The sequence below is a fragment of the Rhodoferax sediminis genome, from assembly GCF_006970865.1.
Lineage (GTDB): Bacteria > Pseudomonadota > Gammaproteobacteria > Burkholderiales > Burkholderiaceae_C > Rhodoferax_A > Rhodoferax_A sediminis.
In genome coordinates this window covers 906,389-932,729 of record NZ_CP035503.1, presented here as the reverse complement: position 1 = coordinate 932,729, position 26,341 = coordinate 906,389, and the positions used below count along the sequence as shown (strand labels likewise).

Genomic DNA, 26,341 nt, shown 5'->3' with positions numbered 1-26,341 from the left:
CCAGCTCAGGGCCCGAAGCCGACGGTGACAATTCCAGCTTGAATGCCGGCAGAGCAGTTATCGACCAGGAGCCGACCTTCCGGTAAGATGACCAGAATGCGGCCGACCGGACCCTCCGATGGGGAGGCTGCTGAGGAACAGGAGGAGTCCGTGGTTATTGCGGGCGCTTGCCATTGCGGCAACATTTCGTTCGAGTTCACTTGGGAGCCGGAGCCTTCCGAGATTCCAGCGCGCGCGTGCAGCTGCTCGTTCTGCGCCAAACATCGCGGCGTCTGGACATCCAATCCCATCGGGGTTCTCAGGGTAACGATTGCGGACCCGCGGCTCGTCTCCAGGTACGTCTTCGGAACATGTACGGCCCAGTTTCATGTCTGTGCGCGATGTGGCGTTGTTCCCCTGGTCACCAGCTCGCTTTATGAGCACATCTATGCCGTCGTGAACGTCAATACGTTCAATAACGTGGAGCCGTCGCTCCTAAGCCCTTCTCTCGTTTCGTTCGAAGGAGAGAGCGTCGAGTCGCGGCTCGCTCGTAGACGACGCAATTGGATTTCAAATGTTCAGTTTGTCGAGCCGACAATGGCAAACTGAGGTCTTCTGAAAATTCGTACGACCGCAAAGGGCGCCTCCTGGTCGGCGCCATGCGACCAAGCCCCGTCGTTGGCTGGCATCGCCCAATTCGCCCGATAGCTGACCTTCGCGGCGCGCGCACAACAAGCTTTGCTGGGTCCAAGAGCGGACCATCGATGCCAAGCCACGTCAAACGAGGGGACCAGTGCTTGCCCATTAGGAGTCTGGAGGTGCGGTATCCTGCGGGCGCATCGTCGATGGGGAAAAAATGATGTCAAGCGATTGGAAGCGCCGAATCAGACTGTTTGTCGAGCGCTTTTGGCAGCCGACCAGCGCGTGCATGACCTCCATGCCGGGCAGCTGGGGCAATCTCATGAGCCTTGCCCACTGGACACTCGCACTACAGACAGGTCGACTTCACCGGCGACTTCGGACACGAGATTGGCGTTCTAGAGATGACCGTGAACGAGGACGGGCAAATTGTTCGTATCGACGCCAACCTCGAATAGCCAGCACAAGTGACTGAAAAGCCACTCGGTTTGGTAAGCGCCAGTGCTCGCACGTGTCAGGAACTTCCCGGCCAAGAGCGGCCATTCTCCAGCAGACGTTCTCGTCCCTTGCTGACTTTACAGGGCGCCCAGTTTGGGCTTGGGTTTGCCCGCATCGGGCTCGAAGAATGACCAGCGTAGATTGGGGAAGTGAGCCTGCAAGCGCTCCTCTACTTCATCGATAGCTGAAACCAGTGCATCTGCGCTGGGCATCGGGACCATTTTTGCCTTCACCGCGACAGCAACCTCGGCGCCCAACTGGAAAGTAATGAGGTTCACGATGCGCTCCACCTCCGGCTGACTAGCGACGAACTCCGTGATGGCCGCGCGCATCTCTGGAGAAGCAGACTCCCCGGTAATAAGGCTCTTGACCTCCGTGGTGACCGCGAACGAGACCCCCATCAACAGGAGACCAACCGCAATCGAGCCCAAGGCATCAAAAATCGGGCTTCCAGTGATACCCGTAAGCGCGAGCGCCACAAATGCCATGGCCAGGCCAGCGAGGGCTGCGATGTCTTCGCCCGTGATTACGAGGAGTTCCGATTGCCGCGTTTCGCGGAACCAGCGCCAAAGACTCTTTTCTCCGCGCTCTGCGGCCAACCCCTGCAATGCGCCGCGCAGACTCACGCTCTCGAGAACCACCGCGACCAGCAGTACGCTCAGAGATGGCAGGAGGTACTTCACGGGCTCCGGATGCAGCAGGGATTGCGCCCCGTGCCAGACCGAAAACAGTCCTCCAATGCTGAAGAGAAGAACGCCGACCATCATGGACCAGAAGTAAACGACTCGGCCGTATCCCATTGGGTGGTCCGGTGTTGGCAGCTTTTTGGCTTGCTGCATGCCGACGAGCAGAAGAACCTGATTGCCGCAATCAGCGAAGCTGTGCAGGGCCTCGGCGAGCATAGCGCCGCTACCGGTAAAGAACGCAGCGACCCCCTTGGCCAGAGCAATACCTCCGTTCGCGCCGAGCGCGTAGAAGACGGCCTTGAGCGAACCGGAACTTTTTGGCATTTGAGTATCCTTGTGAGGCTGAACGGGTTGAACCATAGCCACTCTGTTCAAACCGAAGAAGATAGCACCTTCATCGTGGCCCTCCGCCATGGTCCGGGATAGGTCAACACGTCGTTGGCGTGGCTGGGGGGGCGACCAATACCGATTGGCAGTTGTGGAAGTAGTACCCCGGATGACTCATAACGACCAACTGCGGACATTCAACTCATTGATTAATAGCGAACATCCGCGCTGGCAAATGCCACCACAAGCTGAGTCATCAATCTGGATTTCCAGCTTGACGTTGATACGGCGGTCGGGGACAGAACATCTCGGGCTCACCAGACTCTGTGAACATCGAATGTTGAGATGGCAGGTGCCGCATTGCCCCATGCCTGGCGGACATACGTGGCGACGGCGGCGATGTCCTCATGGCTCAGAACCTGACCGAAAGGTGGCATACCGAACGGCTGCGGATTGCCCGCCGTGCTGGGCGAGAACCCGCCATTGCGGATTACTTGCACCAGATTGTTTGGGGCGTGCAGCAGCACCGCACGGTTGCCTGCCAAGGCCGGGTAGATGGACGGCACGCCTTGTCCCCTATCGCCGTGGCATGTCGCGCACTGTTGCTCGTAGACCTTCGCTCCACGGTCCAGCACACGAGAGGATGCTCGCGCGGCTTGCTTCCTTTCGCTCTCGCGCACCGGGATGCTTGCCAGATAATCGACCATGGCGTTCAGGTCCTGCGGGGTCAGGTACTGCGTGCTGCTGTAAACGACATCCGCCATCGGGCCGGACACGGCCGCGTGCTGGGACACTCCGTTCTTGAGGAGCTTGATTGCTTCCTCGCGCGGCCATTTCTGCAGGCCTGCCTCGTTCGGACTCGCGAGCGAAGGCGCATACCAGGCCTCGTCCGGCATGAGTCCGCCAGCGAATTTGGCGTTCACGCTCGTCGCACCTAACCAGTTGCGGCTGGAGTGGCAGGCAGCGCAGTGCGTCAAACCGTCCACGAGGTACCGGCCGCGGTTCCATTCGGCCGTCTTCTGCGTATCCGGCTGCAGGGGTCCGGCGCGGAAGAACATTGCCCGCCACAGTGCCAATGCCGCTTGCGTGTTGTACGGGAACGGCAGGTCATTCGCCTTGTTCGCCCGCTCCACCGGTGGCACAGCCTGCAGGTAAGCAAATAGTGCGTCAGAGTCTTCGCGGGTGACGTTCGTGTAGCTCGGGTAGGGGAATGCCGGGTACAGCAGTCGGCCGTCTTTGGAGCGACCGTAGTGCATGGCTCGCCAGAACTCCGCCGTCGACCAGCTGCCGATGCCCGTTTTCGGGTCCGGAGTGATGTTGGGGGCGAACACGGTTCCGAACGGAGTCTCGATGCCGCGGCCGCCGGCGAATTCTGCCGAGCCAGCCATGCTATGGCAGCCCATGCAATTGCCTGCACGAGCCAAGTATGCGCCCCGCTCGATGAGCGCCGGGTTGGCTGCTGCCGTTGGTGCTCCTGTACTCAGTGGTGCTTCTCCGCGTACGTTCAGCCACGCGACGAGGATGCCAACAAAAGCAAGGAGGCCTGCAAAGTACAGCAGCAAGGACATCCAGCGGCGGTACGGAGCTCTCGATGTGTTCACTGCTCCTCACTCCCACAACGCATCGGATGCGGCTGCATGGCAATGGGCGCCGGCACGACGCCACTTGGCGAGGTCTGGGCTGAGAGCCACCTCGCCATGACCGAAACTTCATCAAGTGACAGTCGCCTGGCAATGTCGGCCATGCAATCGGGTGCCTTTGCCTTTCTTTGCTCGGTTCTCCACGCGCCGAGCTGAGCCACCAGGTAGTCTGCAGGCAGCGTGAGGAGACCTGGTATCGCCGGCAGCGACCCCGCCATTTGCTGGCCGTGGCAGGATATGCACGCGGGGATGCCGCGCTCTGGTGCCCCTTGCCGGACCAGTTTCTCGGCGGTGCGCTGCTCAACCGCGGTCAGCCCGCTAGCCCGGGCTGCTGGGTAAGGCAGGTCGAGCTCAGCGAAGTACTTCGCAATGTCTTGAAGGTAGCCGTCAGACATGTGCTGCACGAGGTGGTTCATCGGCTCGTACTTGCGCAGCCCAGACTTGAAGTTCTGCAACTGGTTGTACAGGTAGCCTGACGGCTTTCCCGCAATGCGGGGAAAGTAGCCTTGGTTCGTGGCTCGGCCTTCCTTGCCGTGGCACACAACGCAGGCCTGCATGCGCTGGACCATTGTGTTCTGCACTCCTGCACCGAGTTTGGGTGACTCAGCGGCTTGACTCCATGAAGATTGCAGCCCCGCCAGCAGTAGCAACGTTGCACCGCCTCGACGTATCGAACGTATCACTTTAGTGTACTCACGGCCAGGTTCGCCAGCCCAAAGATTGTGAACAGGAAAGCGGCCAGCAGGACGATGGCCACCGCAAACAGGCCCAGCGGCTTTACCTTGGCCAAGTCTTCACTGCTGCCAGAGCGACTGCCAATTCCGATGAAACTCCACAGCACGGTACGGATGTAAACAAGCAAATTCATGACAGCACCTCTGTGACAACTATGGCGCTATTCCTGCTTCTTTGGTAGCCTCAGAATTGCGAATTAATTGCATATCAGATGCAGAATGGTGGGGCTTTTCTCATCTGCAAGGGTCAATACAGTACAGTTTCATGACATGCATATATTTCACATATCAGAGTCGAAAGACTCACTGTCATGAAGCGCTACGAAGCAATCGCCCAGGGCATCTCGGAATCCATCGCGAGCGGCATCTTTCGCCCGGGCGACCGGCTTCCCTCTGTACGCGATACGAGCGAAAGCCGCGGCGTCAGTCCTTCAACCGTCTTTCAGGCGTACTACCTGCTGGAGGCACGTGGGTTGGTGCAGGCGCGGGCGCGCTCCGGATACTTCGTGAGCCACGCCAGCACTGTGCAAAGCGAGCCGGCGGCTTCCGAGCCCCCTGCGCACGAGCATGAAGTCGAAGTCTCGGAGCTCGTATTCCAGGTTCTTGGCCATGCACGAAATCGAAACCTGGTTCCCCTGGGGTCGGCGTTCCCCAGCCCGTCGTTGTTCCCGTTGCCAAAGCTCGCACTGGCGCTGGGTAGGGCGGCCCGGAACCTTGACGCCTGGAAGACAGTCGAGCACCTTACTCCGGGTAGTGCCGACCTGCGCCGGCAAATTGCCCTGCGCTACCTGGCGATGGGCTGCAACGTTGATGTCCAGGAGTTGGTCATCACGAACGGCGCGATGGAGGCGCTCAACCTCTGTCTCGAGACCGTGACCGGCCCGGGTGACCTTGTCGCCGTCGAATCACCCACGTTCTATGCGGCGCTGCAAGCCTTGGAACGCTTGAACCTGCGAGCGGTCGAGGTGGCTACGCATCCCCGCACGGGTATTGACGTTCAATCGCTTGCAGCCGTGCTGGAGCGGCACCCGGTGAAGGCTTGCTGGCTGATGCCAAACTTTCAGAACCCTCTGGGCAGTTTGATGCCTGAACCCGCGAAGCAGGCGCTGGTTGCCTTGCTCGCCCAGCACGACGTTCCATTGATTGAGGATGATGTCTACGGCGAGCTGTACTTCGGTCCTCACAAACCGCGGCCAGCGAAAGCATGGGACAAGAAGGGGTTGGTGATGCACTGCAGTTCGTTTTCCAAGTCCCTCGCGCCGGGCTACCGGGTGGGATGGGCCGCCGCCGGCCGGTTCGCGGCCGCTGTTGGAAAACGCATGCTGATGAGCTCACTCTCCGCGTGCGTTCCCGCACAGGAAGGCTTGTCAGAATACCTGCAGCGTGGCGGATACGACCGGCACCTGCGGCAGCTGCGCCAGGCGCTCGCTGAGCAGAGGCGGTTGACGGTGCGCTTGATTTCCAAGCACTTCCCGTCTGGCACGAAGGTTACGCAGCCCGATGGCGGCTATTTCATTTGGGTGGAGCTGCCGCAGCCCATCGATGCGCTCGAGCTTCACCGCCTGTCGCTTTCCCAGGCCATCAGCATCGCGCCGGGACACCTGTTCTCCGCCGACCATCGCTATTCGCATCACCTTCGAATCAACTTCGGCCACCCCGAGAACAAGCAGTTCGAAGAAGCCATTAAAACCGTCGGAAAGATTGCCCGGGCCCTCGCAGCACGCTGACACTCCCTTGAATTCCTTCGGGCCTCACGCTGTGGTAGGTCGAGCGCGGAAAAATGAACCGCCCCAGGTTTCGTAGACACGTCACCTTTTCGTTTTGGCCAACACCGGACAGACGACCTCACGGGACACGTCCGACTCGTTCGGCGCCAATTCATCAGGTTGTCATCATTGCGCTGGATACTTAACGAGCCGTGAAAGACGCACCGGGCTTTCTCGGTATGCTGGTGTTCCCCGTCCCCCGGGCGGGGAGGCTGTCCCCGGCGACGGCATTTCATCAAGTGAAGAAGCCGCTGGAGAAGAAGACCATATCCCGGCGCGACGAAGGCTGAGCCATGCTACGCAAAATCTGTGGGGCACCATCTGTGGCAGGGCATTTGGCGCCCTAGGCCAGGCGCTGGGCAGGAACATGTGACATGGTCCTTAAATCTACAAACCTTGATGACAATATCGATTTAACGGACGAGAATGGCCTAAAAGACTAAGGTGCTTTTTTTTCAGCGCCTCTCAATTTCCTTCAAGGAGTTAACCAATGGAATTTAGCTTCACACTGAGGTTTGAACTGCGAGAGGGTTCCGAGCCCGGCCGACTACTAAAACGCCTGGCCGAGGCCGGCTGCAGCCACGCCTTCATGGGCACCGGTGCGCAGAGTCTCGCCTTGCGCTTCACGCGAGAGGCGAACGGTGCGATGGCGGCCGTGATGGACGCGCTTGCCAAGGTGAAGTCGGCTATGCCTCAGGCCCGCCTGCTTGAACTCAGCCCGGCGTTCAACGGCCACAGCGTGGAAGCCACCCAAGTGGTTGCCGCCACCCTTTGGCTGCTGGCCCAGCCCCGCCAGAGTCCAGTCACGGTATCACTGGACTCTCCTGGCAGGCCGGCTGAAGCGGTGGGAGAAATCCGCGCGTCAAATCGATATCTCGTTGGCAGGCCAGCCCCGCGAGTAACGACGGTGTGGGCCGCGAAGGCGGGCTCCATCGCGACTCATCGGGAAGGGAGCCGTGCTAGACCTTAGGCGGGGATGTGCCAACGGATACATGCGCATGCAAGGGGCTGCGCACATGGATTCTCTCGACAAGGATGGAACGATTCAGAATCGGCTGGTGCGAATATATGGCCGTGTACAAGGCGTCGGTTATCGGGAAGCTTGCGTGCGCCGCGCGCGGGCGCGGGGCGTCACCGGCTGGGTCCGTAACCGCGTGGATGGCTCGGTAGAGGTGATGCTCCAGGGCTCGTCGGAGCAGCTTGCGGACATGTGCAACTGGCTTCGGGATGGCATATCCGCAGCAGTTGTCGACAAGATTGAGGTGACGGAGATGCAGCCACCGCTCCCTCGGTTCGACCCCTTCAACCGCTTGCCCACCCTGTAAGGCCATGTTTGAGCTCTGTCCCAACGGACGCCATGCGACCTTTTACGGACCTTGCCGCATCTCGTTAACCTGATATTGCCTTGTCAGATTTTGTGTGACAACATGAACGCGTTGAGCCGGGGCGCGTCGTGATTCAGTCAGGCAGCCATAAACTGCTTCCACTTTGACGCGCGCGATGGACGCCCCGACAGACGAGTAACGACGGGCGGGCGGACAAAGCAGGAGCACACATGTGGGTGACACTTTTCACCTAGGTGTTTAGTCCCGGCATTTGATGGATCGGGTCAATGGTGAATTGATCTGGCTCTGAAGTCCAGCATTTGCAGATGTATTCATAGGGCGTCAGCCCGCTGAGAGTCTTCAAGCGCCGGGCGAAGTTGTAGGCGTCGATGAAGTCTTGCAGGTGTTGCCTGAGTTGCTCATGGCCGTCATAGTGGTAGCGCTTGACAGTGGCCTCCTTGATAGTGCGATTCATGCGCTCGACCTGTCCGTTGGTCCAGGGATGGTTGGGTTTGGTGGTGCGATGCTCGATGCTGTTGCTCGCACAGATGCGATCGAACATATGCATGCGCAACCTGGCCGTCGGACCATTCCTGCGCGAGGGGAGGTCGCAAAACTGGATTCCGTTGTCGGTGAGCACTGTGTGGATCCTGTAGGGCAGCACATCGATCAACTCCTGCAGGAACGCTGTGGCGGTCTGAACCGTGGCACTTTTTTCCAGGCGCACGAAGGCGAATTTCGAAGTTCGGTCGATGGCCACGAACAGATATAGCTTGCCCTGGGCAGTGCGCACCTCGGCGATGTCGATATGAAAGTAGCCGATCGGGTAGCGCTTGAACGTCTTGCGCGCCGGCTTGTCGCCCTCGATCTGCGGCAGCCGGCTGATGCCATGGCGCTGCAAACAGCGATGCAGCGATGAGCGCGTCAAATGGGTGATCGTGGGCTGCAGTGCGTACAGGCAGTCGTCTAGCGGCAGCAGCGTGTGCTTGCGAAAGGCAACGATGATCGCCTCGTCCTGCGGGGAAAGCACCGTGGACTTCGGCTGTCTCGGGCCTGTCGGATGGTCTGCTGTGGAGGTACGCCGCCTCCACTTGGCCACCGTCTTCTGGTTGATTCCATGGCGCCTGGACAGGGCCCTCAGACTCTCTTGACTATTTTGTATTGCTCGACGTACCGCCTCTGTCGTCGTGGCGCAGCCGTGAGGAACTTGGACCATAGTGCTTCCTTCCATTCAAACGAAAAGATTGCACCATTAAATTCCGGGACTGAACACCTAGGTCAAATCGCCTGGAAGTCTGGACGAAATTAAAGAGCCAAGCCTGCGGTCACGAATAAGTGACCAGAGCAGAAAAAAGGGGAGTTGAGTTGCCCCATCCCCCTTTATCCAGAAGTCAGCTCGCTTATTTGGCAGCAGAGGCCGCAGGTGCGGCAGCATCAGCCTTCTTGGCGGCGCTCGCTTTTTTTACTTTCTTGACAGTGTGCTTCTTTGCTGTGGTTTTTTTCACTGCGGGCTTCGTCTTTGTGTTTGCAGCAGCGGGCGCAGTCACAGCTGCGGGAGGGGTTGCGCCTTCATCCTTTGGCGCGACAGGCGCCTGAGCGAACGACACAGCAGCAACACTTGAAAGCAACGCAGCAGCGATAAGGGTCTTGATATTCAACATGATTAGTACTCACTCAAAAAATGACAATCGTAGTAGCTCCGACCATCTCGAGCGAGCCAAAGTTTTATTCTGGCTTGTATCCACAACGTAGGCACCCTCTCGACGTTGACTACCTATACTTTTCTTTACAGACCTTTTGACGCATCTGGATGTTTGGCGTGCAGCAAGCGCAGTGTGCCGGTGTGGGTGGTCATCCCATATAGTGACAAGTTTCAGCGCTGAAACTTGCAGGGGGCCATGCAACGGCTATGGTATCGACTACATCAACCCGCTGGCCTGCGATGGTGCCGATTCGCGGGTGAGCACGCCATGGCAAACGAAAGCCGATGCTGAGACCTATGGACAAGTGGGAGCGCGAAGTGACAATGCCCGCCGCAAGCCGCTTTTCTGACGGCTGGTGCCGTTGTCAACAGTCAACGCTTAAACAGCAGGACTACGAGCAGGAGCACAACGCCCGCCAGAATAATCTTCAGGACGGAATGAGCAACCGTTGGCTTTGTGGATTTTATGGGTTTCAAGTCATCATATTGCGACCGCAGAACCGATGGTATTGTTGTATCGTGAGTATCGTGATTCATTAACGTTGTCCAAGTTGACTGACTCATCCGTTCGGTGCTGGGGATGCTATTGATATCACCGTGAAGAGTCAAGCTTTCATTAAATCGTCTGGCGCTGCCATCGCGATACATTTCACGCGGGCATCAAGCATGCGCGCCTCACCTCTGAAAGCATCAATGCTGAGAGCTGATAGGTTGAGTTTTGAAGATGTGGCCGCTCTGGGCCGGATGCGCGTTGTTGGACTCGGCCGATTACACAGCAAGACTTGCGCGAACGTTTGAGCGGCGGATTTCCGGCGCCGTCGCACGCAAAGCCCGCAACATGCGGGCTTTTGGTTGTCTCGCGCTGTTGTCAGTAATTGGCAACTAAACGGCATGAGCACGAGCAGTAGGACGACACCGGCCGAACGTCCCGGCTGCGACTAATTGTCCCAGTCGCCACCACCCCCAACGTCGACGCTTGCACCGTCATCCCAAGAACCAGGGTCATTGACGCCAAAGTCCTGACCGCCCATGTCGGTGTTTCGGTCCAGGGGTTGGTTATCGTTGTTGCCGAAGTTGCCGACCTGTGCTGCCAATTGGTTATGGTTACCCATGAGACTGCGCCCAATGGCCTCGGCTGCCATCACACCGGCGCCTACGGCCAATCCCGTGGCTACGCCGCCCATGATTTGGCCGCCTAGGCCGCTGCCGACGGGTTGACCAACGGGCGGTTGCATCACGCTCCCAGCGCCCGTGCCAAACGTCTGAGGGCCGCTCATACCGCCCTGGTTTGCGTAGACCGGTTGTGGTGCCAAGGGTGCGGGCACGCGTCTGCGGAACAGGAAGTAGCCCAAAACCATCACGCCGCCAGCGAGCAACAGAGGCAGGCGCCAGGCGGAGGAAGACGTGGGGGTTGCAGAAGTGGCGTAGTGCACGGTCGAGCCGCCGAGCGCCATCGGGCTGCTCCTGGCGGGAAGTTGCGAGCGCAGGGCCTGGAGGGCTCCTGCTTTGGCAAAGGAAAGCCCCGGGGCCAGCTTTTCGGCGGTCGTCAGCGCCTCACGGGCCTGAGCCAGCTTGCCCTGACGCGCATAGAGCTCGCTTTGCACGTAGTGCGCCTTTGCGCTGTTCGGGTGAGCAACCAGCACTTGTTGCATCATGGTCTGAGCTTGCTCGAGCTTGCCGGCCTGGGCCGCGGCGTAGACCTGGTCCATGGTGGGTTCGGCTTGTGCCATGGCAAACCCGAAGCTCAAAAATGATGCAACAACAAGCCACTTGCCGGCTCGCTGAAGGATGGATTTGTACTGCATTTGTTGCCTTTAAACGTAGACGTTACGCCACGCAGATGTGGTGGTCTATCTGGCCAAAGCAAGCGCAAAAGTGTGTCGCCCTGGTAAAGCTCGCGGATGAGAGCAGCTGCCGTGCCAACATCTGCGTCGCAATAGTCCACCGGCCATTTCGCGCCGTCGGACATTGAGCTTTGTTCCGCGTCATCACTCTAGAATCGTGTGACGGCTCCGGTAATGCCCTGAGCTGTACCCGAGCGCGACCAGCGCTGGACATGGCGTGCTGCACAGTGGACACCCAGACCGTGCAGGCATTAGTGCCGGCCGCCACATGTTTCCAGTCGAACGGCCTGCCTAGACTGCCTGACGACGGCATCTAAAGAGTTACGGATTTCGTTTGGCAATTTCATTGCCAAGAAATCCACCCCCCACAGCCCCAGCGATGGTTGCCAAGGTTTTTCCATTGCCGCCGCCTACCTGATTGCCCAGCAATCCACCGACCACCGCACCTACGCCGATGCCAATAGGGCTATTTTTAGCAACGGGTGCTGGCTGTTGGTACGCGGGTGCTGGCTGTTGGTACGCGGGTGCTGGCTGTTGGTACGCGGGTGCTGGCTGTTGGTACGCGGGTGCCTGGGAGTACTGCTGGCTGTACTGCGCCTGTGCGTGCTGGACCGGATGGTGATGCACGACGATTTTGTGCACCGCGTCCTCATCGCGGACTGCGGGAGCAACTACGACTTGCTGCGCAGGTGCAGATATCGGTGCGACGACGGGAGCCTGTGCGGTCACTGGCGTGGTTTGCGCAGCGGTGGCATGTGAAGTCGGTAATACGCCAGTGATGGCTGCTATGCCCAGCAGGCTCACGAGTATGACGGACACGGCTGCACCCGCCATCAAGGCGGTGAATGCGGTTCGAGGATTGATTCATTTCCATTTGAGATTCCGATTGATAATTTTGATTGACGGCCCACGGGTTTACAACGCGCGACTCAAAAGGAAAAGTGACGCGCAAGGCATCTCAGTTGTAACGGAGTTCAACAGAAACCACGGCCCGAGGTCTCGCCTTTTCGCTGAAAGTTTTCGGCTCGCAGGCCAACATTGGCGAAAATGTTGGCGAATTTCGTCAACGAGCTGTGCGGTCTTGGCGCAGACGTTCACTACCCAGAACCGTTGGGGGAAATGGACATCCGAGCATTCGCTCTCGGTTGATACGGACGTCGGCCTCGGGCGCATCTGGGGCGCCGCGAACGACCAACAGCGGCCATTCGGCCCCACATTACAAAGACGGTGGCCGTGCATTGGCTCTTGGAACGGTACCCTTAGTACACCTCAGAGGGCGTGGCGCCCCAATGTCAGAGCAATCCCGATGACCGCGGCGGCAAGCACCACCACTGGCTCCGGGAGCTTTTTAAATCGCCACAGAATCACCACCGTGACCAGCGCGAGTATGACAGTCGGCACATCAATCAGCGAGCGTTTGGCCAGCACGATGACGGCGCCAGTGATGGCACCGATGGCGGCTGCGGTCACGCCGTCGACAAATGCCAGCAAGCCAGGAACCTTGCCATACTTCCTGAAGTACGGCGCCGGGATGATGGTGAAGAGATAGCAGGGCAGGAATGTCCCCAGTGCGGCCACGCATGCGCCCGGCATGCCGGCCACCAGATAACCGATGAATCCGACCGTGATGACCACTGGCCCCGGGGTAATCATGGCAACCGCAACGGCATCGACGAACTGCTGTTCGGTCAGCCAGTGATGCTCTGTCACCACCCCGCTGTACAAGAACGGAACGATGGCAAGGCCCGAACCGAACACAAAAGCGCCGGCCTTGGCGAAGAACAAGGCAAGCTGCATCAGCAGGGGCTGGTCGAGCGTCGCCGCAACCCCCGCAACACCCACGATAGGGAGCGCCACGCTGTGCAGGCGATTGCTCGGTCGCCATTTCGGCGGCGCACGCCACAGCCAGGTGATGACGCCAGCGAGCAGGAACATCAGCACAGACTCCGTCTCGAACGCAACCGTGACTGCTGCTGCAATGAGGTAGATGGCCCACAGCAGCCGGTCACGTCCGATGTTTTTTGCGGTGAGCTTGTGGGCACTCAACGCGATGATGCCAATCACGCAGGCCCCCACGCCGTAGAACACGGCATGCATCCATGGCAGCCCACCAAAGCGTATGTAGGCCCCCCGAGCGCGACAACCATCGAGAACGACGGCAGCACGAACGCAATGCCGGCGAGGGTAGCGCCCAGGATGCGGTAGTGCACATAGCCCATGTAAATACTGAGCTGAGCGGCAAGGGGGCCTGGCGCGAGTTGGGCCAGAGCCAGGCCTTCCCGGTAGTCGGCATCCTCAATCCAGCTGCGCCGCTCCACGAGGTCACGATGCATATAGCCGACGAGTGCCACCGGTCCGCCAAATCCCATGGCCCCCAGCCGCAGCATATAGAGGCACATCTGCCACAGCGTGTAGGTCGGACCAGCAGGCTTGCTCGCATCAGCCATCGGCCTTCTCTCCAATCTTGAATGCCTGATACAGCCCGTCGAAAGCACCCAGGGCCGCCACCACCAACTCGTCGTCATTCTGGTGGAGCGAGCGCAACCCGTCGAAGAGAGCGCCCATCCCTGTCGCCTCGGCTGGTGCCTCGCCACCAATATCGAGGAAGCGGACGATTCGTCCTACGTAGGTCAGCGCCCAGTCTTCTTCGAAACCGAAAGACGCCATCAGCACCTCAAAGGTCACCCGTTCGCCACGGTGCGTGAATTGCGCGCCGTCGAAGTCATATCCAATGGCAAGCGCCGGAGCGTCTGCAGGCTTGGACAGCCAAACGAGCTTGGATGCCGGGTCGATAAAGCGACGGATAAGCCAGGCGCTGGCCAGACGGTCTATGCCCGGCCGCTTGCGGGTCGCCCAGGTTTTACGCTGAAAGTTGGCCTTGTCCAAACGCTCAATCAAGCCTTCGGACATCGTGGGCTCGTCCGGTGAGAACTGCAGGGTAATGGCCCGCTGGAGCCGGTCCAGGTTCTTGCGCCCGCGCTGTTGGGCGGGGCCGGGAAAGAAGTCGGTGCGGCAGATGTCCTCGAAACTTTTCTGGAGCCGGCGCAGCATTCGCATCGCTGCGGCTTCGGATTCAGTCTTGAGGGTTCGGCCGGCCTGCGAAATGCGTTCGCCGAGTTCCCCGAAGGCCTGTGCACGGTCAAACAACATGACGTGAGCGCGCTCTTGCTGCGCTCCTTCGGAGACGATACGAACGATTTGAGCACTCCCCCCGGTGGCCGCCACGTCTGCCTCGATGGCCTCCAAAGCACTGCGCAACTCAGGGTGGGTGGGTAGCAGGTACACCCCATCTCGCAGGGTTCCGGCCCCAAGTGCTTTCAGTTCCCGCCAGATTCGCGTTCGGGTCGTCGCACTGTTTGCAGGAAGGCTGAGAATTAGCGCTAACCATTCCATGTTATACAGATAACGATAATGTTATAAAGTTTATAGTAATTCAAAAAATAACTCATCGCAAGAGAGTTTGGAGCGATTGAGCGGTCTCGGTGGTTACCTGCTGGCCAGTGCCGGGCCGGCCGCTGCCCCACCCCCCCACAGTCGTGCCCGAGCGCGACAATATCCAAATGAAACGTTTTCCCGCTCTGGGCCACCCGGGCGTCCTTGCGGCGCTGGGTGCAGCCATCTTGTTTGGTGCAGGAACACCGCTGGCCAAATTACTGATGGGAAGCGTCAATCCGTGGATGCTGGCCAGCTTGTTCTATCTCGGGTCCGGCTTGGGTCTGTGGATTTACCGCTGGGTTCGGAACGTCGCGCCAGTGACCATGCCGGCGAACGAGTGGCCTTGGTTGGCTGGCGCGATTGTGGCGGGCGGGGTGGTCGGCCCCGTGTTATTGATGTACGGCCTGACACACATGCCGGCCTCGGCGGCGTCGCTGCTGTTGAACGCGGAAAGCGTCTTTACGGCGCTCATTGCCTGGATAGCATTTAAGGAGAACGTAGACCGGCGCATTGCCCTGGGCATGCTGGCCATCGTGCTCGGGGCAGTCGTGTTGAGTTGGCCCGACAGGGCAGACTTGACGAGCGCCATGCCGGCCGTTGCCATACTCGGCGCGTGCCTGGCTTGGAGTCTCGACAACAACCTGACCCGGCGCGTGTCTTTGAACGACGCCACCTGGATAGCCTGCATCAAGGGCCTGGTCGCAGGCAGCGTCAATCTTGCGTTGGCTTTTTCCATCGGTGCCCGGTGCCGCCCTTGCCCTATGTTGTCGGGGCCGCCGTGGTCGGTTTTTTAGCCTACGGGGTGAGTCTGGCCCTGTTTGTCGTAGGCCTGCGGCATTTGGGTACTGCGCGCACCGGTGCATATTTTTCAGTGGCCCCCTTTTTTGGCGCTGCCTTGGCGTTGCCACTTCTCGGCGAGCCACTCACGGTGAAGCTGGTCGTCGCCGGCATGGCGATGAGCGTTGGGGTCTGGCTCCACCTGACGGAGCGCCACCAGCATTTTCATGCGCACGAAGCGATGGAACACGACCACGAGCATGTTCACGACGAACACCATCAGCATGCGCATGACAAGGGCGTTGATGCCAGTGAGCCTCATCGCCATGCGCACCGCCATGAGCCGATGGCGCACAGCCACGAGCATTACCCGGATGCGCATCATCGCCATGAGCATTGACGACAACGGCAGACGTTCACGACAGCACATCAACTCATTTCGTGCCGGAATTCACCTGCTGGCAAAAGAGCTCGAGGTAACGTTAGTCCTCACGCGAGTCACATTGACGCTTAGGCGAGCCTTGGATACGCTGGGAACTTTGTAGTGCAACCTTGGGGGAGGCTAAACCGTGACTACCATCTCTGCTTCGGTGTTGACCGCGTTCATTGGCTGGTCGTTGTTGCTGCTCATCCTCATGGAGGCGCTTCGCACGCGACTGGTGGTGAAGGAGGTCGCCCTGTCGAACGCGTTCACGCCGGACAACGCCAATCTCTCGCCGTTCATGCAGCGGCTTTCCAGAGCGCACGCGAATTGCATCGAAGGTCTTCCCTTGTTCGGCGGCCTCCTGCTCATCGCCATCGCCACAGACAGAACCAGTGTCACGGACAGTCTCGCGCCCTGGTTTTTGGTGGCCCGTCTTATCCAATCGAGCGCCCATCTGCTGTCGCTCAGCGTGCCCGCGGTGAATGTCCGGTTCTCCGCATTTGTCGTGCAGCTGGCTATCGCAGCTTATTGGGTGTGGGCGCTTTTGGTACGCTAGGAGTCGTTCGCGTTTGCATCCACTGAACTCCAATGGCGAAGACTTTCCAGCCGCTCAATTGATGGTCCAGGCTGCGCAAATCGTGGCCGACACCATGCGAATAATTGTTGACAGTCGCGAGGGGCCTTCATCTCCTCTAAAACTGGACCGTCCGAGCGCTACTCATCAATGCGCACGCCCCGCAATCGCAGCGAGTTGCTAATGACGCTGACCGAGGACAGCGCCATGGCCGCGGCGGCCACCACCGGCGACAGCAAGATGCCGAAGAACGGGTACAGCACACCCGCGGCCAAAGGAACGCCGGCGGCGTTGTAAACAAAGGCAAAGAACAGGTTCTGCCGGATATTGCGCATCGTTGCTTGCGACACCCGCCTGGCGCGCACGATGCCCAGCAAGTCACCCTTGAGCAGGGTCACCCCGGAACTCTCCATCGCCACATCGGTGCCCGTTCCCATGGCAATGCCCACGTCGGCGGCCGCGAGCGCGGGCGCGTCGTTCACGCCGTCGCCCGCCATGGCCACAATGCGCCCCTCGGACTTCAGCCGCTGCACGACCAGGCTCTTGTCTTGCGGAAGCACGTCAGCGATGACTTCGTCAATGCCCAACGCCTTCGCCACTGCTTGTGCCGTCGTCTGGCCGTCGCCTGTGAGCACCACGACCCGAATACCGTCGGCGCGCAGTGCCTTGATGGCCTGGGGCGTACTTTCCTTGATGGGGTCGGCGATGCCGACGAATCCAGCGAGCTGGCCGCCAAGGCCGACGAAGATGACCGTGGCGGCCTGGGCCCGGACCGCTTCTGCCGCGGCCGCGAGGCTCCCCACATCAATGCCCTGTTCTGCAAGGAACCTGGGTCTGCCGCAGACAACCTGCACCCCCTCGACCACGCCCACCACGCCCTTGCCGGCCGGCGAGCCGAAGTCCGTGACCGGGGACAGTGTCAACTTGCGCTCCAGGGCAGCGGCGACGATGGCAGCGGCCAGCGGATGCTCGCTGGCGCGCTCCACACTGGCCAAGTGCTGGAGCACCGTGTCGCGCTCGAACCCGGGCGCCGGCTCGATGTGCGTCACTCGTGGCCGGCCCTCGGTCAGTGTCCCCGTCTTATCCAGCACCACGGTGTCAACCTTCTCCATGCGCTCCAAGGCTTCGGCGTCCCGGACCAGCACGCCCACCTGGGCACCGCGCCCGACCCCGACCATGATGGACATGGGTGTGGCAAGACCCAGGGCGCACGGGCAGGCAATGATGAGAACCGACACCGCCGAAATGAGCGCGTAGGTGAAGGCCGGGCTCGGTCCCCATATCAACCAGGCCACAAAGGTCAGCACGGCAATCCCGATGATGAGCGGTACAAACCAGCTGGCCACCTGGTCGGCCAGGCGCTGGATGGGAGCGCGGCTGCGCTGCGCCGAGGCCACCATATGAACAATCTGGGCCAGCAGCGTGTCGGCGCCGACCTTTTCCGCGCGCATGACCAGGCCGCCGGTCTGGTTCAGCGTCCCAGCCGTGACTTTTGAGCCAGGCGCTTTGACAACCGGCATCGGTTCGCCGGTCACCATGGACTCATCGACGCTGCCCTTGCCTTCAACGACCGCGCCATCGACCGGTACTTGCTCGCCGGGGCGCACGCGCAGCAGGTCGCCCACCTGCACCGCATCCAGGGGCACATGCTCGTCGCTGCCGTCAGGCTTGACCCGCATGGCATGCTTTGGCGCCAGGTCCAACAGCGCGCGGATGGCGCCCGAAGTTTTCTCCCTGGCCCGAAGTTCCAGTACTTGTCCCAACAGGACGAGCACGGTGATAACAGCGGCGGCCTCGAAGTAAATAGGTACGGCACCGTCCTCAGTCTGGAAGGCCGCCGGAAAAAAATGTGGCTCCAGCGTCCCAATCATGCTGTACACCCAGGCCACTCCGGTTCCCAGAGCAATGAGCGTGAACATGTTCAGGCTGCGATTTTTCAGGGACGCCCAAGCCCGCACGAAGAAGGGCCAGCCCGCCCACAGGACGACAGGCGTGGCAAACACAAGCTGCACCCAATTGGATGTCTGCTGCCCGATTGAATGGTGCAGGTTCACGAGATGGCTACCCATCTCCAACGCGAATACCGGCAGCGTCAGCGCCAGGCCGACCCAGAATCGGCGGGTCATGTCGCGCAATTCAGGGCTGTCGCCAGTCTGTGCCGTCGCGACAACCGGCTCCAAGGCCATGCCGCAGATGGGACAATGGCCGGGCCCCATCTGGCGCACCTGGGGGTGCATCGGGCACGTGTACTCGACCTTGGCTGCGCCGACCGGAGCGGGTTTCAAGCTCGCCATATCGGCATGCACGTCATGATGGGCGTGGGCAGAATGGTCATGCGCCACGTGGCCATGATGAGCGTGCGGGTCTGCCGGCGGCTCGGCGGCCATGGGAGTTGCGGGGTCTGGCATGTTCTTCTCCTTCGTTGCACATAGAGTATTGACCTTCCCCCGGGGGGAAGGTCAATACTTCATCCGCACAGGAAATTTAAACTCCTTCTCTACACGCAGCCTGGCCTTCAACGCCCTCGAAGTAGCTACGAAAACAAAGCCTGTGATAGCATCAAAATCGTGAAAAGACTCCGCATCTGGCTCCTGATATTGCTTGCCATACTGCTCCCCATCCGGGGCGCGTTGGCCGCTGGCATGCTGTGCGAAGCGCCCGATGCGTATGCGACCACGGCGTCACACAGCCATCAGCCGGCTCACGGCCACGCTGTTGCGCACGATGGCGTTCAGCCGGCCCAAGACGCTATCGATGATGGCACCCCTATGTCACATGGTAAATCACTTGGTGGTGCGGATTCCTGCAATCTCTGCGTTGTCTTTTGCTGCTCGGTCGCAGCCATGGTGAATCAGGTTCTGACAGTGCCTGCACCTCTCGATTTGGCGTCAACTCCCATTCCCGTCTTTGCCGCTGCCGCACCGAGCTTTGTCCCGGACGGCCTCGAGCGCCCCCCGCGAACCATCTGACCTGACCCACGCCTCCTGCGCGAGGCTTGACAGCACTCGTGCGCCCGTCGCACGGGTACCCGCTGACGTGGGCCTTGTCCTGCGTCACCCCCCAGATGGTTTGAATCATGATGAAAACACGAATAATGGCAACGCGTGCCGAAATGCGTGCGCCGCACTCGATGCGGCCACTGAAGCGCCTTGCTGCTGCGGGGGCTGCATTATTCCTCGCCGGCTGCGCGACGGTGTCTCCGGACGGTGGCTTCGGTACCGTGCAGCAGCTCACGAAGGAGCGCACCGGCCAAACCGCTACATGGCAACGCCCCGACGCACAAGCCGACTCCGCCAAGGCGCGCGTGGACGAGTTGCTCCAGCAGCCACTCACGGCAGACAGCGCAGTCGAACTCGCATTCCTTAACAACAAAGGCTTGCAGGCGAGCTTTTCGGAGCTCGGCATCGCCGAGTCTGACCTCGTTCGAGCGGGGCGGCTTCGCAACCCCTCGTTCACTTTCGGGCGGCTGAGCGGGAATGGCGCGGTGGAAATTGACCGCAGCATCCTATTCGATGTGCTCGGCCTTTTGACTATGCCGCTGGCCAAGCAAGTCGAGCAGGCTCGCTTCGAGCAGGCCCAGCTGCAGGCGGCCTTTGAAGCGGTCGGTGTCGCCGCTGACACGCGGCGCGCCTACTTCAGCGCCGTCGCGGCCCAAGAACTGGTCAAGTACTTCGGTCAGGTCAAGGAAGCTGCGCAGGCTTCGAGTGAACTGGCTCGCCGGATGGCCCACACAGGCAACTTCTCCAAACTGACACAAATGCGCGAACAGGCGTTTTATGCCGACGCGACAGCCCAACTGGCTCGCGCCCAGCACCAGGCTGTGGCCGAGCGTGAACGGTTGACGCGGCTTTTAGGCCTCGGGAGCGACCAATTGAACTTCAAGCTGCCCGAGCGGCTGCCGGAGCTGCCGAAGTCCGCGGTCGAGCCGAAGGACGCCGAGCAGACGGCAATGGATAAACGCCTGGACGTCTTGATGGCCAAACGATCCGCGGACGCCGTGGCGAAGTCACTGGGACTCACGAAGGCCACCCGCGTTGTCAACGTTCTGAACTTCGGTTACGCCAACAGGAGCCAAACGGGTGAGGCGCGCAGCAACGGCTACCTGATTGAGCTGGAGCTGCCCCTGTTCGACTTTGGCGTGGCGCGGTTGCTGCGCGCTGAAGCGACCTATATGCAGGCCGTCAATCGCACGGCACAGGTGGCCATCAATGCTCAATCCGAGGTGCGCGAGTCCTACTCGGCGTATCGGACTGCATTCGACCTGGCGCAGCACTACCGTGATGAGGTGGTGCCCCTCAGGAAACGCATCTCGGAGGAGAACTTGCTTCGCTACAACGGCATGCTCATCAGCGTCTTTGAGCTGCTGGCGGACTCCCGCGAGCAAGTCAGCAGCATCACCGGGTATGTCGAGGCCCTACGCGACTTTTGGGTGACCGACACCAACCTGCAGACGGCCCTGACGGGCCGCTCACCGGACGCCAGCGCCACCGAACGCCCTTCCGCCAAAGCTGCGCTGGCGGCTGGCGGAGCTCATTGAAGAAACACTCATCATGAACAACCGTAGAAACTTTATTCGAACCGCCGGCGCCACTATGTTGGGTGCCACCGCCGTCAGCCGCGTCGGCGCGGCCTCACTGCCCGAGGCCGTTATCCAAACGTCCCCGGACATGCAGCCGCCGTTGATACCAACCACCGGCCGCCCCTACAACCCCGTCGTCACCCTGAACGGCTGGACCCTTCCCTGGCGTATGAAGAACGGCGTGAAGGAGTTCCATCTGGTTGCCGAGCCGGTCGTGCGCGAAATCGCGCCCGGCATGAAGGTCAACCTGTGGGGCTACAACGGGCAAAGTCCTGGCCCGACCATCGAGGTTGTGGAAGGGGACCGGATTCGGATATTCGTGACCAACAAACTACCGGAAGAGACCACCGTGCACTGGCATGGCGTCTTGCTGCCGTCCGGCATGGATGGCGTCAGCGGCCTCACGCAGCCCGCGATAAGGCCAGGCAAGACCTTCGTCTACGAATTCGTTCTGCAGCGCTCGGGTACCTTCATGTACCACCCTCATGCGGACGAAATGACGCAGATGGCGATGGGCATGATGGGCATGTTCATCGTCCACCCGAAGGACCCGCGTCAGATGAAGGTCGACCGGGACTTTGTGTTTCTGTTGAATGCCTACGACGTCGACCCAGGCAGCGCTACGCCCAAGGTCAACACGATGCTGGACTTCAACCTTTGGACCTGGAACAGCCGCGCGTTTCCGGGTATCGACCCATTGGTCGCGAGAACCGGTGACCGAGTGCGCATTCGCATGGGCAACCTGACCATGACCAGCCACCCCATCCACCTGCACGGTCCACACTTTGAGGTGACCGGAACGGACGGTGGCTGGATTCCCAAGACCGCCCGCTGGCCCGAGGTCACCACCGACGTTGCCGTAGGTCGGATGCGCGCCATCGAGTTTGATGCCTTGGCGGGCGACTGGGCGTTCCACTGCCACAAGGCGCACCACACGATGAACGCCATGGGCCACGACGTTCCGACCATGATTGGCGTCGACCAAAAGGACGTCGCCGACAAAGTCAGGAAGCTCATTCCCGACTATATGGTGATGGGCGAGCGCGGCATGGCCGACATGGGCGAGATGGAGATGCCCTTGCCTGACAACACGCTGCCCATGATGACTGGCCAGGGACCTTTCGGGGCCATCGGGATGGGCGGCATGTTCAGCGTCGTCAAGGTGCGCGATGACGTGAAACCAGGCGATTACAAGGACCCGGGTTGGTACAAGCACCCAGCCAAAACGCTCGCCTATGAGTACACCGGCGGACTACCCAATCCCGCTCGCGCGGCAGGCCCAACGGCGGACAAGACGACGCTGATTGTCCGCAAGCCCATGGGCGGCCACGAAGGCCATTGAACCCAATTCTCCGTTTTGTTTAAAGAAAGTAACCAATGAATACCCAAAACCCACTGAAGGCAGTCGCCTTCGCACTGGCGTTCGCCTCGACTGCTACTTTTGCGCATGGCAACGCGCACGCGCCAACGACAGCGTATGACGCGGCAACAGTGGAAGAGACCGCCTTCGGCCACGCCGGTGACCCAAAAAAAGTCAACCGAGTCATCAAGCTCAGCATGAGCGACGCGATGCGCTTTACGCCGTCTGACATCACCATCAAACTAGGTCAGACAGTGAAATTCGTCATCAGTAATCGCGGCAAGGTCCTCCACGAAATGGTCATCGGGACCCCTGAAGAGCTGAAAGAGCACGCGGCGCTGATGAAGAAGTTCCCCGAAATGGAGCACTCGGACGCCAATATGGCCCACGTCAAGCCAGGCATGAGTGGCGAAATCGTATGGGAATTCACGAAACCGGGCGAGTACAGCTTCGCCTGTCTGGTTCCCGGGCACTTTGAGGCCGGGATGGTCGGACAGGTGGTGGTGAAGTGAAACGCCGCGCATTGCTGAATAGCATCGTCTGGCTCCCCCTGCTGCAGGCCCTGCCGGCCGTCGCAGCCGTCGACATCCATGTCTACAAAACCCCCGATTGCGGTTGCTGCGCTGGATGGGTCGACCACCTCAAGGCCGAGGGTTTCTCGGTGACAGTGACGGAAGTCGCCGACACCTCGCTGACCCGTAAGCGCCTGGGCATGCCCGAGCGTTTCGGAAGTTGCCACACCGCTCTGGTCGAGGGCTATGTCCTCGAAGGTCACGTGCCTGCGGCTGAGGTCGGGAAGTTGTTGGCCAGCCGACCCAAGGCCATCGGCCTGGCGGTCCCGGGAATGCCCGCCGGCTCTCCCGGCATGGAAATGGGTGCTCGCCGGGACCAGTACAAGGTCCTGTTGGTTGACCGCAACGGCCACGATACCGTTTTTGCCACGTACCCCAAGTAATTCAGGGAACTCTCATGAAACCTATCAATTTTCTTCTTGCTGCGCTCATCGCTTCTACCGGTGTGAACGCGCAGACCGCGTCCGATGACCACGCCATGCACCATCAATCTTCGGTTTCCACGTCACCGGTGTTGGCGGAACAAGCCGGCGCACCCGGCGCGGTTGCCACGACCGAGGGTGAGGTGCGTAAGGTGGACAAGGACGCCGAAAAGCTGACTATCAAGCACGGGTCGATTGCGAATCTGGATATGCCGGGGATGACGATGGTGTTCCGCGTGTCCGACCCCGCCATGCTCGATTCCGTGAAGCCAGGCGACAAGGTGCGTTTCATAGTCGACCGCATCGGGGGCCTGTTTACAGTCACCAAAATTGAGCCGGTGCAGTAACACCATCGATACCGTTTTGTCGACGCAGTGAGGCCCAAGTTGACCCGCCGACGGCGGCCCGGAGACTTCACAGGAATATCCGCTCCCAACTGATTTCAGGGTGCCAAAGTCTCATAATTTTGAGAAAAATTAGTCGTCACGCACATTGAGATGGCAAAGTGAATGATGACAGACGAGGCTTGCTTCGCAACGCTTCGATTTTTTCAAGTCCACAAAGAGGCTACCGCCCATGGGAACCAGATTTGCGCGAAGGCAGCCCACATGAATACAGCGATTCTTGAGTCAATCCTGACCTGTCCGCACTGCGGCCATGCAAAGCAGGAAACGATGCCAACCGATGCCTGCCAGTTCTTTTACGAATGCGAGAACTGTAAAGCGTTGTTGCGCCCGAAGATGGGGGACTGTTGCGTTTATTGCTCCTACGGCACCGTGAGGTGCCCACCGATGCAGGAGCAGCGAGGATGCTGCGGCTGATGAGCCGACTGCAGACTCTCGTCGCAGACCGAATGGGCGCAGCAACGCGTTTGGGGACCGGAAGCACCATCGCGAGTCGAACGGATTTCGAGTTAGTGTCTTTATGCAAAAGGACGAAAGAATGAGCGCCCAAAATCACTGGGAGCAGGTCTATCAGACCAGGGCGCCGGACGCGGTCAGTTGGTTTCGCCCGCATCTGGAGCGCTCGCTTGCGCTGATAGAAAAGGCCGCCTCGAATCGTGGAATGTCCGTCATTGATGTGGGGGGCGGCGAGTCGACCCTGGTCGATGATTTGCTCAGGGTAGGTTACCGTGACCTCAGTGTGCTCGATATCTCGCAGGTGGCCATCGATGCAACGAGGCTTCGGCTTGGCCCCGCCAGCGATGCAGTAACGTGGTGGGTCGCTGACGTTGCCCATGTCGCCTTGCCTACGGCGCGGTACGACGTGTGGCACGACCGTGCGGTTTTTCATTTTCTGACGGACGACACGCAGCGCAGAGCCTATGTGCGTCTCGTCATGCGTGCCGTCAAGCCCGGAGGCCATGTCATCGTGGCGACGTTTGGGCCTGAAGGGCCCACCAAGTGCAGTGGTCTTGACGTGGTCCGATACAACTCTGAGGGGTTGCACAGTGAGTTTGGCGACGCATTCCAGCTTATAGAAAGCGCAATGGAGGTACATCAGACTCCGTTTGGCACGACACAGCAGTTTCTTTACTGCTATTGCATCAAGTCGTCGTGAGACGACAGGGTGGCGCCGCAAAGTGGAATCGTGCGTCGCGCGTCCGTCCGCTTTAGGCAGGGTCAAGCGACCGCTAAGGGCGGCGGATTCAACCGGTCGATGCAACAGATTCGCTGAACATCTCAGCGGGCGTGTGGAAGCCGAGCGTCTTACGCGGCCTCTCGTTCAATTGTCGCGCGATCGCATTGAGCTGAGCCTGTGAGTAACCCGAGATATCGATGCCCTTCGGCATGTACTGCCTGAGCAGCCCGTTCGTGTTCTCGTTGCTTCCGCGTTGCCAGGGGCTCCGTGGGTCGCAGAAGTAAACCTGGATGTCAGTGGCCATCGTGAATTGCTTGTGTCCATGCATCTCCGTGCCTCTGTCCCAGGTCAGTGACTTGTAGAGCTCCTGCGGCAGCTTGCGAGCATTCTTGATGAGCGCGTTCACGACCGTCTGCGTGTCTTTGCCTTCCAGCTTCACCAACATCACGTATCGCGTTTGGCGCTCAACGAGCGTCGCAATTTGGCTGTTGGCGCTGCCGCAGATCAAGTCTCCTTCCCAGTGCCCAGGCACTGCCCGATCCTCGACAGAGGCGGGGCGCTCACTGATCGAAACGGCATCGACGATCTGCCCATGGATCGCCGTCTTCTGCGTGTGATGACGAGAGCGACGCATGCCGCGTGCACGTCTCAGGTGCTCCAGCAGCTCCTTCTTCAAGGCGCCACGCGCTTGGATGAACAGGCTACGGTAGATGGTTTCGTGTGACACGTGAAAGGTCTCGTCGCACGGATAAGTATGCTTGAGCCACCCAGCGATTTGCTCCGGCGACCACAGCGTGCGCAGCTTGTCGGTCACGACGCGCGCCAAGGCACGGTTTTCACCCAGTTTGCAGAGCTTGGGACGATGTGCCCGATCCCAAGCTCCGCTGTCGGCCTGGTTCGCTCGATAGCCAGCTCGCCCGCCATTGCGCTCGATCTCGCGGCTAACCGTAGAGGGCGCTCGTCCGATTCGCGCCGCGATCGCACGGGCCGAGTGACCGATCATCAGAGCGCGAGAGATTTCCTCTCGCTCAGCAAGCGTCAGCGCCAGCCTCGAACGATGCCGTTCGGGCGGGCGAATCCCGCCCGTCTGAGCCAGGATGCCTCGTACAGACCCGTGCGATCGATCAAACAGGCGAGCGATCTGATGAAGCGTCCAGCCAGCTTTCCAGCGCTCCCACATCAATGCCTTCTGGCTGTCCGTGTAGTAGGTTCGTTTCCGGTATTTCATCTGCAACACTCCTTCCGCTCGGGGCGGGTCATAGTGTGTTGCATCGACTGGTTGAATCCGCCGCGCATAGCGGAACTTCACCAAGCACACAACTCGCTCACTTAGCCGATTCATCGCTCGGGCCCTATAGTCGCGTACTCTTGCTCCCCTATTGCTTGAATTCCCGATGCCTGGGCGCAAGTCGACCAATGGCCAAATACTCGATTGAAATTCGGCGCCCCGGGGCAAATGCTCACTTTTTATTCAGGT

General features: G+C 60.1%; 25 protein-coding genes and 2 pseudogenes. 15 read left to right on the top strand and 12 right to left on the bottom strand.

Annotated elements, in window-relative coordinates; genetic code table 11:
- Positions 1–42: 42 nt before the first annotated feature.
- Together EUB48_RS22095 and EUB48_RS21825 are read left to right on the top strand one after the other, a co-directional pair.
- Positions 43–588 (top strand): GFA family protein, encoded by a 546-nt coding sequence (locus EUB48_RS22095; protein WP_476705530.1) that lies wholly within the window; start codon positions 43–45, stop codon positions 586–588.
- 359 nt (positions 589–947) lie between these two features.
- Entirely contained in the window at positions 948–1,076 is a 129-nt protein-coding gene (locus EUB48_RS21825) for a hypothetical protein (protein WP_274595976.1), read from the top strand.
- A 117-nt stretch (positions 1,077–1,193) separates the two neighbouring features.
- On the opposite strand, the gene EUB48_RS04440 is transcribed toward EUB48_RS21825, so the two are convergent.
- From EUB48_RS04440 to EUB48_RS04425, 4 genes are all read right to left on the bottom strand, one after another.
- Positions 1,194–2,126, bottom strand: coding sequence for a cation diffusion facilitator family transporter (locus tag EUB48_RS04440; RefSeq protein WP_142817793.1), 933 nt, complete (start codon positions 2,124–2,126; stop codon positions 1,194–1,196).
- A gap of 317 nt (positions 2,127–2,443) precedes the next feature.
- Complete coding sequence (locus EUB48_RS04435) at positions 2,444–3,697, bottom strand: c-type cytochrome (RefSeq protein ID WP_142817792.1); 1,254 nt, start codon at positions 3,695–3,697, stop codon at positions 2,444–2,446.
- A gap of 29 nt (positions 3,698–3,726) precedes the next feature.
- A complete protein-coding gene (locus tag EUB48_RS04430; RefSeq protein ID WP_142817791.1) occupies positions 3,727–4,338 on the bottom strand; it encodes a c-type cytochrome in 612 nt (203 codons plus the stop codon).
- Positions 4,339–4,448: 110 nt separating this feature from the next.
- Positions 4,449–4,637: a DUF2970 domain-containing protein gene (locus EUB48_RS04425; RefSeq protein ID WP_142817790.1), complete on the bottom strand. Its 189-nt coding sequence runs from the start codon at positions 4,635–4,637 to the stop codon at positions 4,449–4,451.
- A gap of 177 nt (positions 4,638–4,814) precedes the next feature.
- Here EUB48_RS04425 and EUB48_RS04420 point away from each other — a divergent pair, with 177 nt between their 5' ends.
- The 4 genes from EUB48_RS04420 (at position 4,815) to EUB48_RS04410 (ending at position 7,594) form a co-directional block, all read left to right on the top strand.
- Positions 4,815–6,230, top strand: coding sequence for an aminotransferase-like domain-containing protein (locus tag EUB48_RS04420; protein ID WP_142817789.1), 1,416 nt, complete (start codon positions 4,815–4,817; stop codon positions 6,228–6,230).
- Positions 6,231–6,421: 191 nt separating this feature from the next.
- On the top strand, positions 6,422–6,559 hold the full coding sequence (locus EUB48_RS21280; RefSeq protein ID WP_168226699.1) for a hypothetical protein: 138 nt from the start codon (positions 6,422–6,424) through the stop codon (positions 6,557–6,559).
- A gap of 200 nt (positions 6,560–6,759) precedes the next feature.
- A complete protein-coding gene (locus EUB48_RS04415) occupies positions 6,760–7,239 on the top strand; it encodes a hypothetical protein (protein ID WP_142817788.1) in 480 nt (159 codons plus the stop codon).
- A gap of 46 nt (positions 7,240–7,285) precedes the next feature.
- Positions 7,286–7,594, top strand: a complete 309-nt coding sequence (locus EUB48_RS04410; RefSeq protein ID WP_142817787.1) for an acylphosphatase — start codon at positions 7,286–7,288, stop codon at positions 7,592–7,594.
- Between the two features lie 250 nt (positions 7,595–7,844).
- Here EUB48_RS04410 and EUB48_RS04405 read toward each other — a convergent pair whose 3' ends face one another.
- The 6 genes and pseudogenes from EUB48_RS04405 to EUB48_RS04380 form a co-directional block, all read right to left on the bottom strand.
- Positions 7,845–8,810, bottom strand: coding sequence for an IS481 family transposase (locus EUB48_RS04405; RefSeq protein WP_142821089.1), 966 nt, complete (start codon positions 8,808–8,810; stop codon positions 7,845–7,847).
- Positions 8,811–8,994: 184 nt separating this feature from the next.
- The gene (locus EUB48_RS04400; protein ID WP_142817786.1) at positions 8,995–9,255 is read right to left on the bottom strand and encodes a hypothetical protein; all 261 of its coding nucleotides are present in this window, start codon (positions 9,253–9,255) and stop codon (positions 8,995–8,997) included.
- A gap of 979 nt (positions 9,256–10,234) precedes the next feature.
- Positions 10,235–11,101: a tetratricopeptide repeat protein gene (locus tag EUB48_RS04395; RefSeq protein WP_142817785.1), complete on the bottom strand. Its 867-nt coding sequence runs from the start codon at positions 11,099–11,101 to the stop codon at positions 10,235–10,237.
- A gap of 360 nt (positions 11,102–11,461) precedes the next feature.
- On the bottom strand, positions 11,462–11,782 hold the full coding sequence (locus EUB48_RS21820) for a glycine zipper 2TM domain-containing protein (RefSeq protein WP_274595965.1): 321 nt from the start codon (positions 11,780–11,782) through the stop codon (positions 11,462–11,464).
- 627 nt (positions 11,783–12,409) lie between these two features.
- A pseudogene (locus EUB48_RS04385) lies at positions 12,410–13,587 on the bottom strand (chromate transporter).
- Positions 13,580–14,533 carry a chromate resistance protein ChrB domain-containing protein gene (locus EUB48_RS04380; RefSeq protein WP_142817783.1) on the bottom strand — a complete coding sequence of 318 codons (954 nt, stop codon included), beginning with the start codon at positions 14,531–14,533 and terminating at the stop codon, positions 13,580–13,582. The pseudogene EUB48_RS04385 and the gene EUB48_RS04380 overlap by 8 nt, the downstream one beginning before the upstream one ends.
- 167 nt (positions 14,534–14,700) lie before the next feature.
- Here EUB48_RS04380 and EUB48_RS04375 point away from each other — a divergent pair.
- A pseudogene (locus tag EUB48_RS04375) lies at positions 14,701–15,752 on the top strand (DMT family transporter).
- A gap of 169 nt (positions 15,753–15,921) precedes the next feature.
- Positions 15,922–16,332: an MAPEG family protein gene (locus tag EUB48_RS04370; protein WP_142817782.1), complete on the top strand. Its 411-nt coding sequence runs from the start codon at positions 15,922–15,924 to the stop codon at positions 16,330–16,332.
- Positions 16,333–16,490: 158 nt separating this feature from the next.
- Here EUB48_RS04370 and EUB48_RS04365 read toward each other — a convergent pair whose 3' ends face one another.
- Positions 16,491–18,758: a copper-transporting P-type ATPase gene (locus EUB48_RS04365; RefSeq protein WP_142817781.1), complete on the bottom strand. Its 2,268-nt coding sequence runs from the start codon at positions 18,756–18,758 to the stop codon at positions 16,491–16,493.
- A gap of 668 nt (positions 18,759–19,426) precedes the next feature.
- On the opposite strand from EUB48_RS04365, the gene EUB48_RS04360 reads away from it, so the two are divergent.
- The 7 genes from EUB48_RS04360 to EUB48_RS04330 all read left to right on the top strand — a co-directional run bounded on the left by EUB48_RS04360 (position 19,427) and on the right by EUB48_RS04330 (position 24,843).
- A complete protein-coding gene (locus tag EUB48_RS04360; protein ID WP_244618329.1) occupies positions 19,427–20,887 on the top strand; it encodes a TolC family protein in 1,461 nt (486 codons plus the stop codon).
- Positions 20,888–20,900: 13 nt separating this feature from the next.
- A complete protein-coding gene (locus tag EUB48_RS04355; RefSeq protein ID WP_142817780.1) occupies positions 20,901–22,271 on the top strand; it encodes a multicopper oxidase family protein in 1,371 nt (456 codons plus the stop codon).
- A gap of 35 nt (positions 22,272–22,306) precedes the next feature.
- On the top strand, positions 22,307–22,801 hold the full coding sequence (locus tag EUB48_RS04350) for a cupredoxin domain-containing protein (RefSeq protein ID WP_142817779.1): 495 nt from the start codon (positions 22,307–22,309) through the stop codon (positions 22,799–22,801).
- A complete protein-coding gene (locus EUB48_RS04345; protein WP_142817778.1) occupies positions 22,798–23,244 on the top strand; it encodes a DUF411 domain-containing protein in 447 nt (148 codons plus the stop codon). Before EUB48_RS04350 ends, EUB48_RS04345 begins: the two co-directional genes overlap by 4 nt.
- A 14-nt stretch (positions 23,245–23,258) precedes the next feature.
- Positions 23,259–23,630 (top strand): copper-binding protein, encoded by a 372-nt coding sequence (locus tag EUB48_RS04340; RefSeq protein WP_338052420.1) that lies wholly within the window; start codon positions 23,259–23,261, stop codon positions 23,628–23,630.
- 261 nt (positions 23,631–23,891) lie between these two features.
- Positions 23,892–24,104, top strand: a complete 213-nt coding sequence (locus EUB48_RS21600) for a GDCCVxC domain-containing (seleno)protein (protein ID WP_142817777.1) — start codon at positions 23,892–23,894, stop codon at positions 24,102–24,104.
- 121 nt (positions 24,105–24,225) lie between these two features.
- Entirely contained in the window at positions 24,226–24,843 is a 618-nt protein-coding gene (locus tag EUB48_RS04330; RefSeq protein ID WP_142821086.1) for a class I SAM-dependent methyltransferase, read from the top strand.
- A gap of 88 nt (positions 24,844–24,931) precedes the next feature.
- On the opposite strand, the gene EUB48_RS04325 is transcribed toward EUB48_RS04330, so the two are convergent.
- Positions 24,932–26,092, bottom strand: coding sequence for an IS30 family transposase (locus EUB48_RS04325; protein ID WP_142817776.1), 1,161 nt, complete (start codon positions 26,090–26,092; stop codon positions 24,932–24,934).
- Between the last annotated feature and the right edge of the window lie 249 nt (positions 26,093–26,341).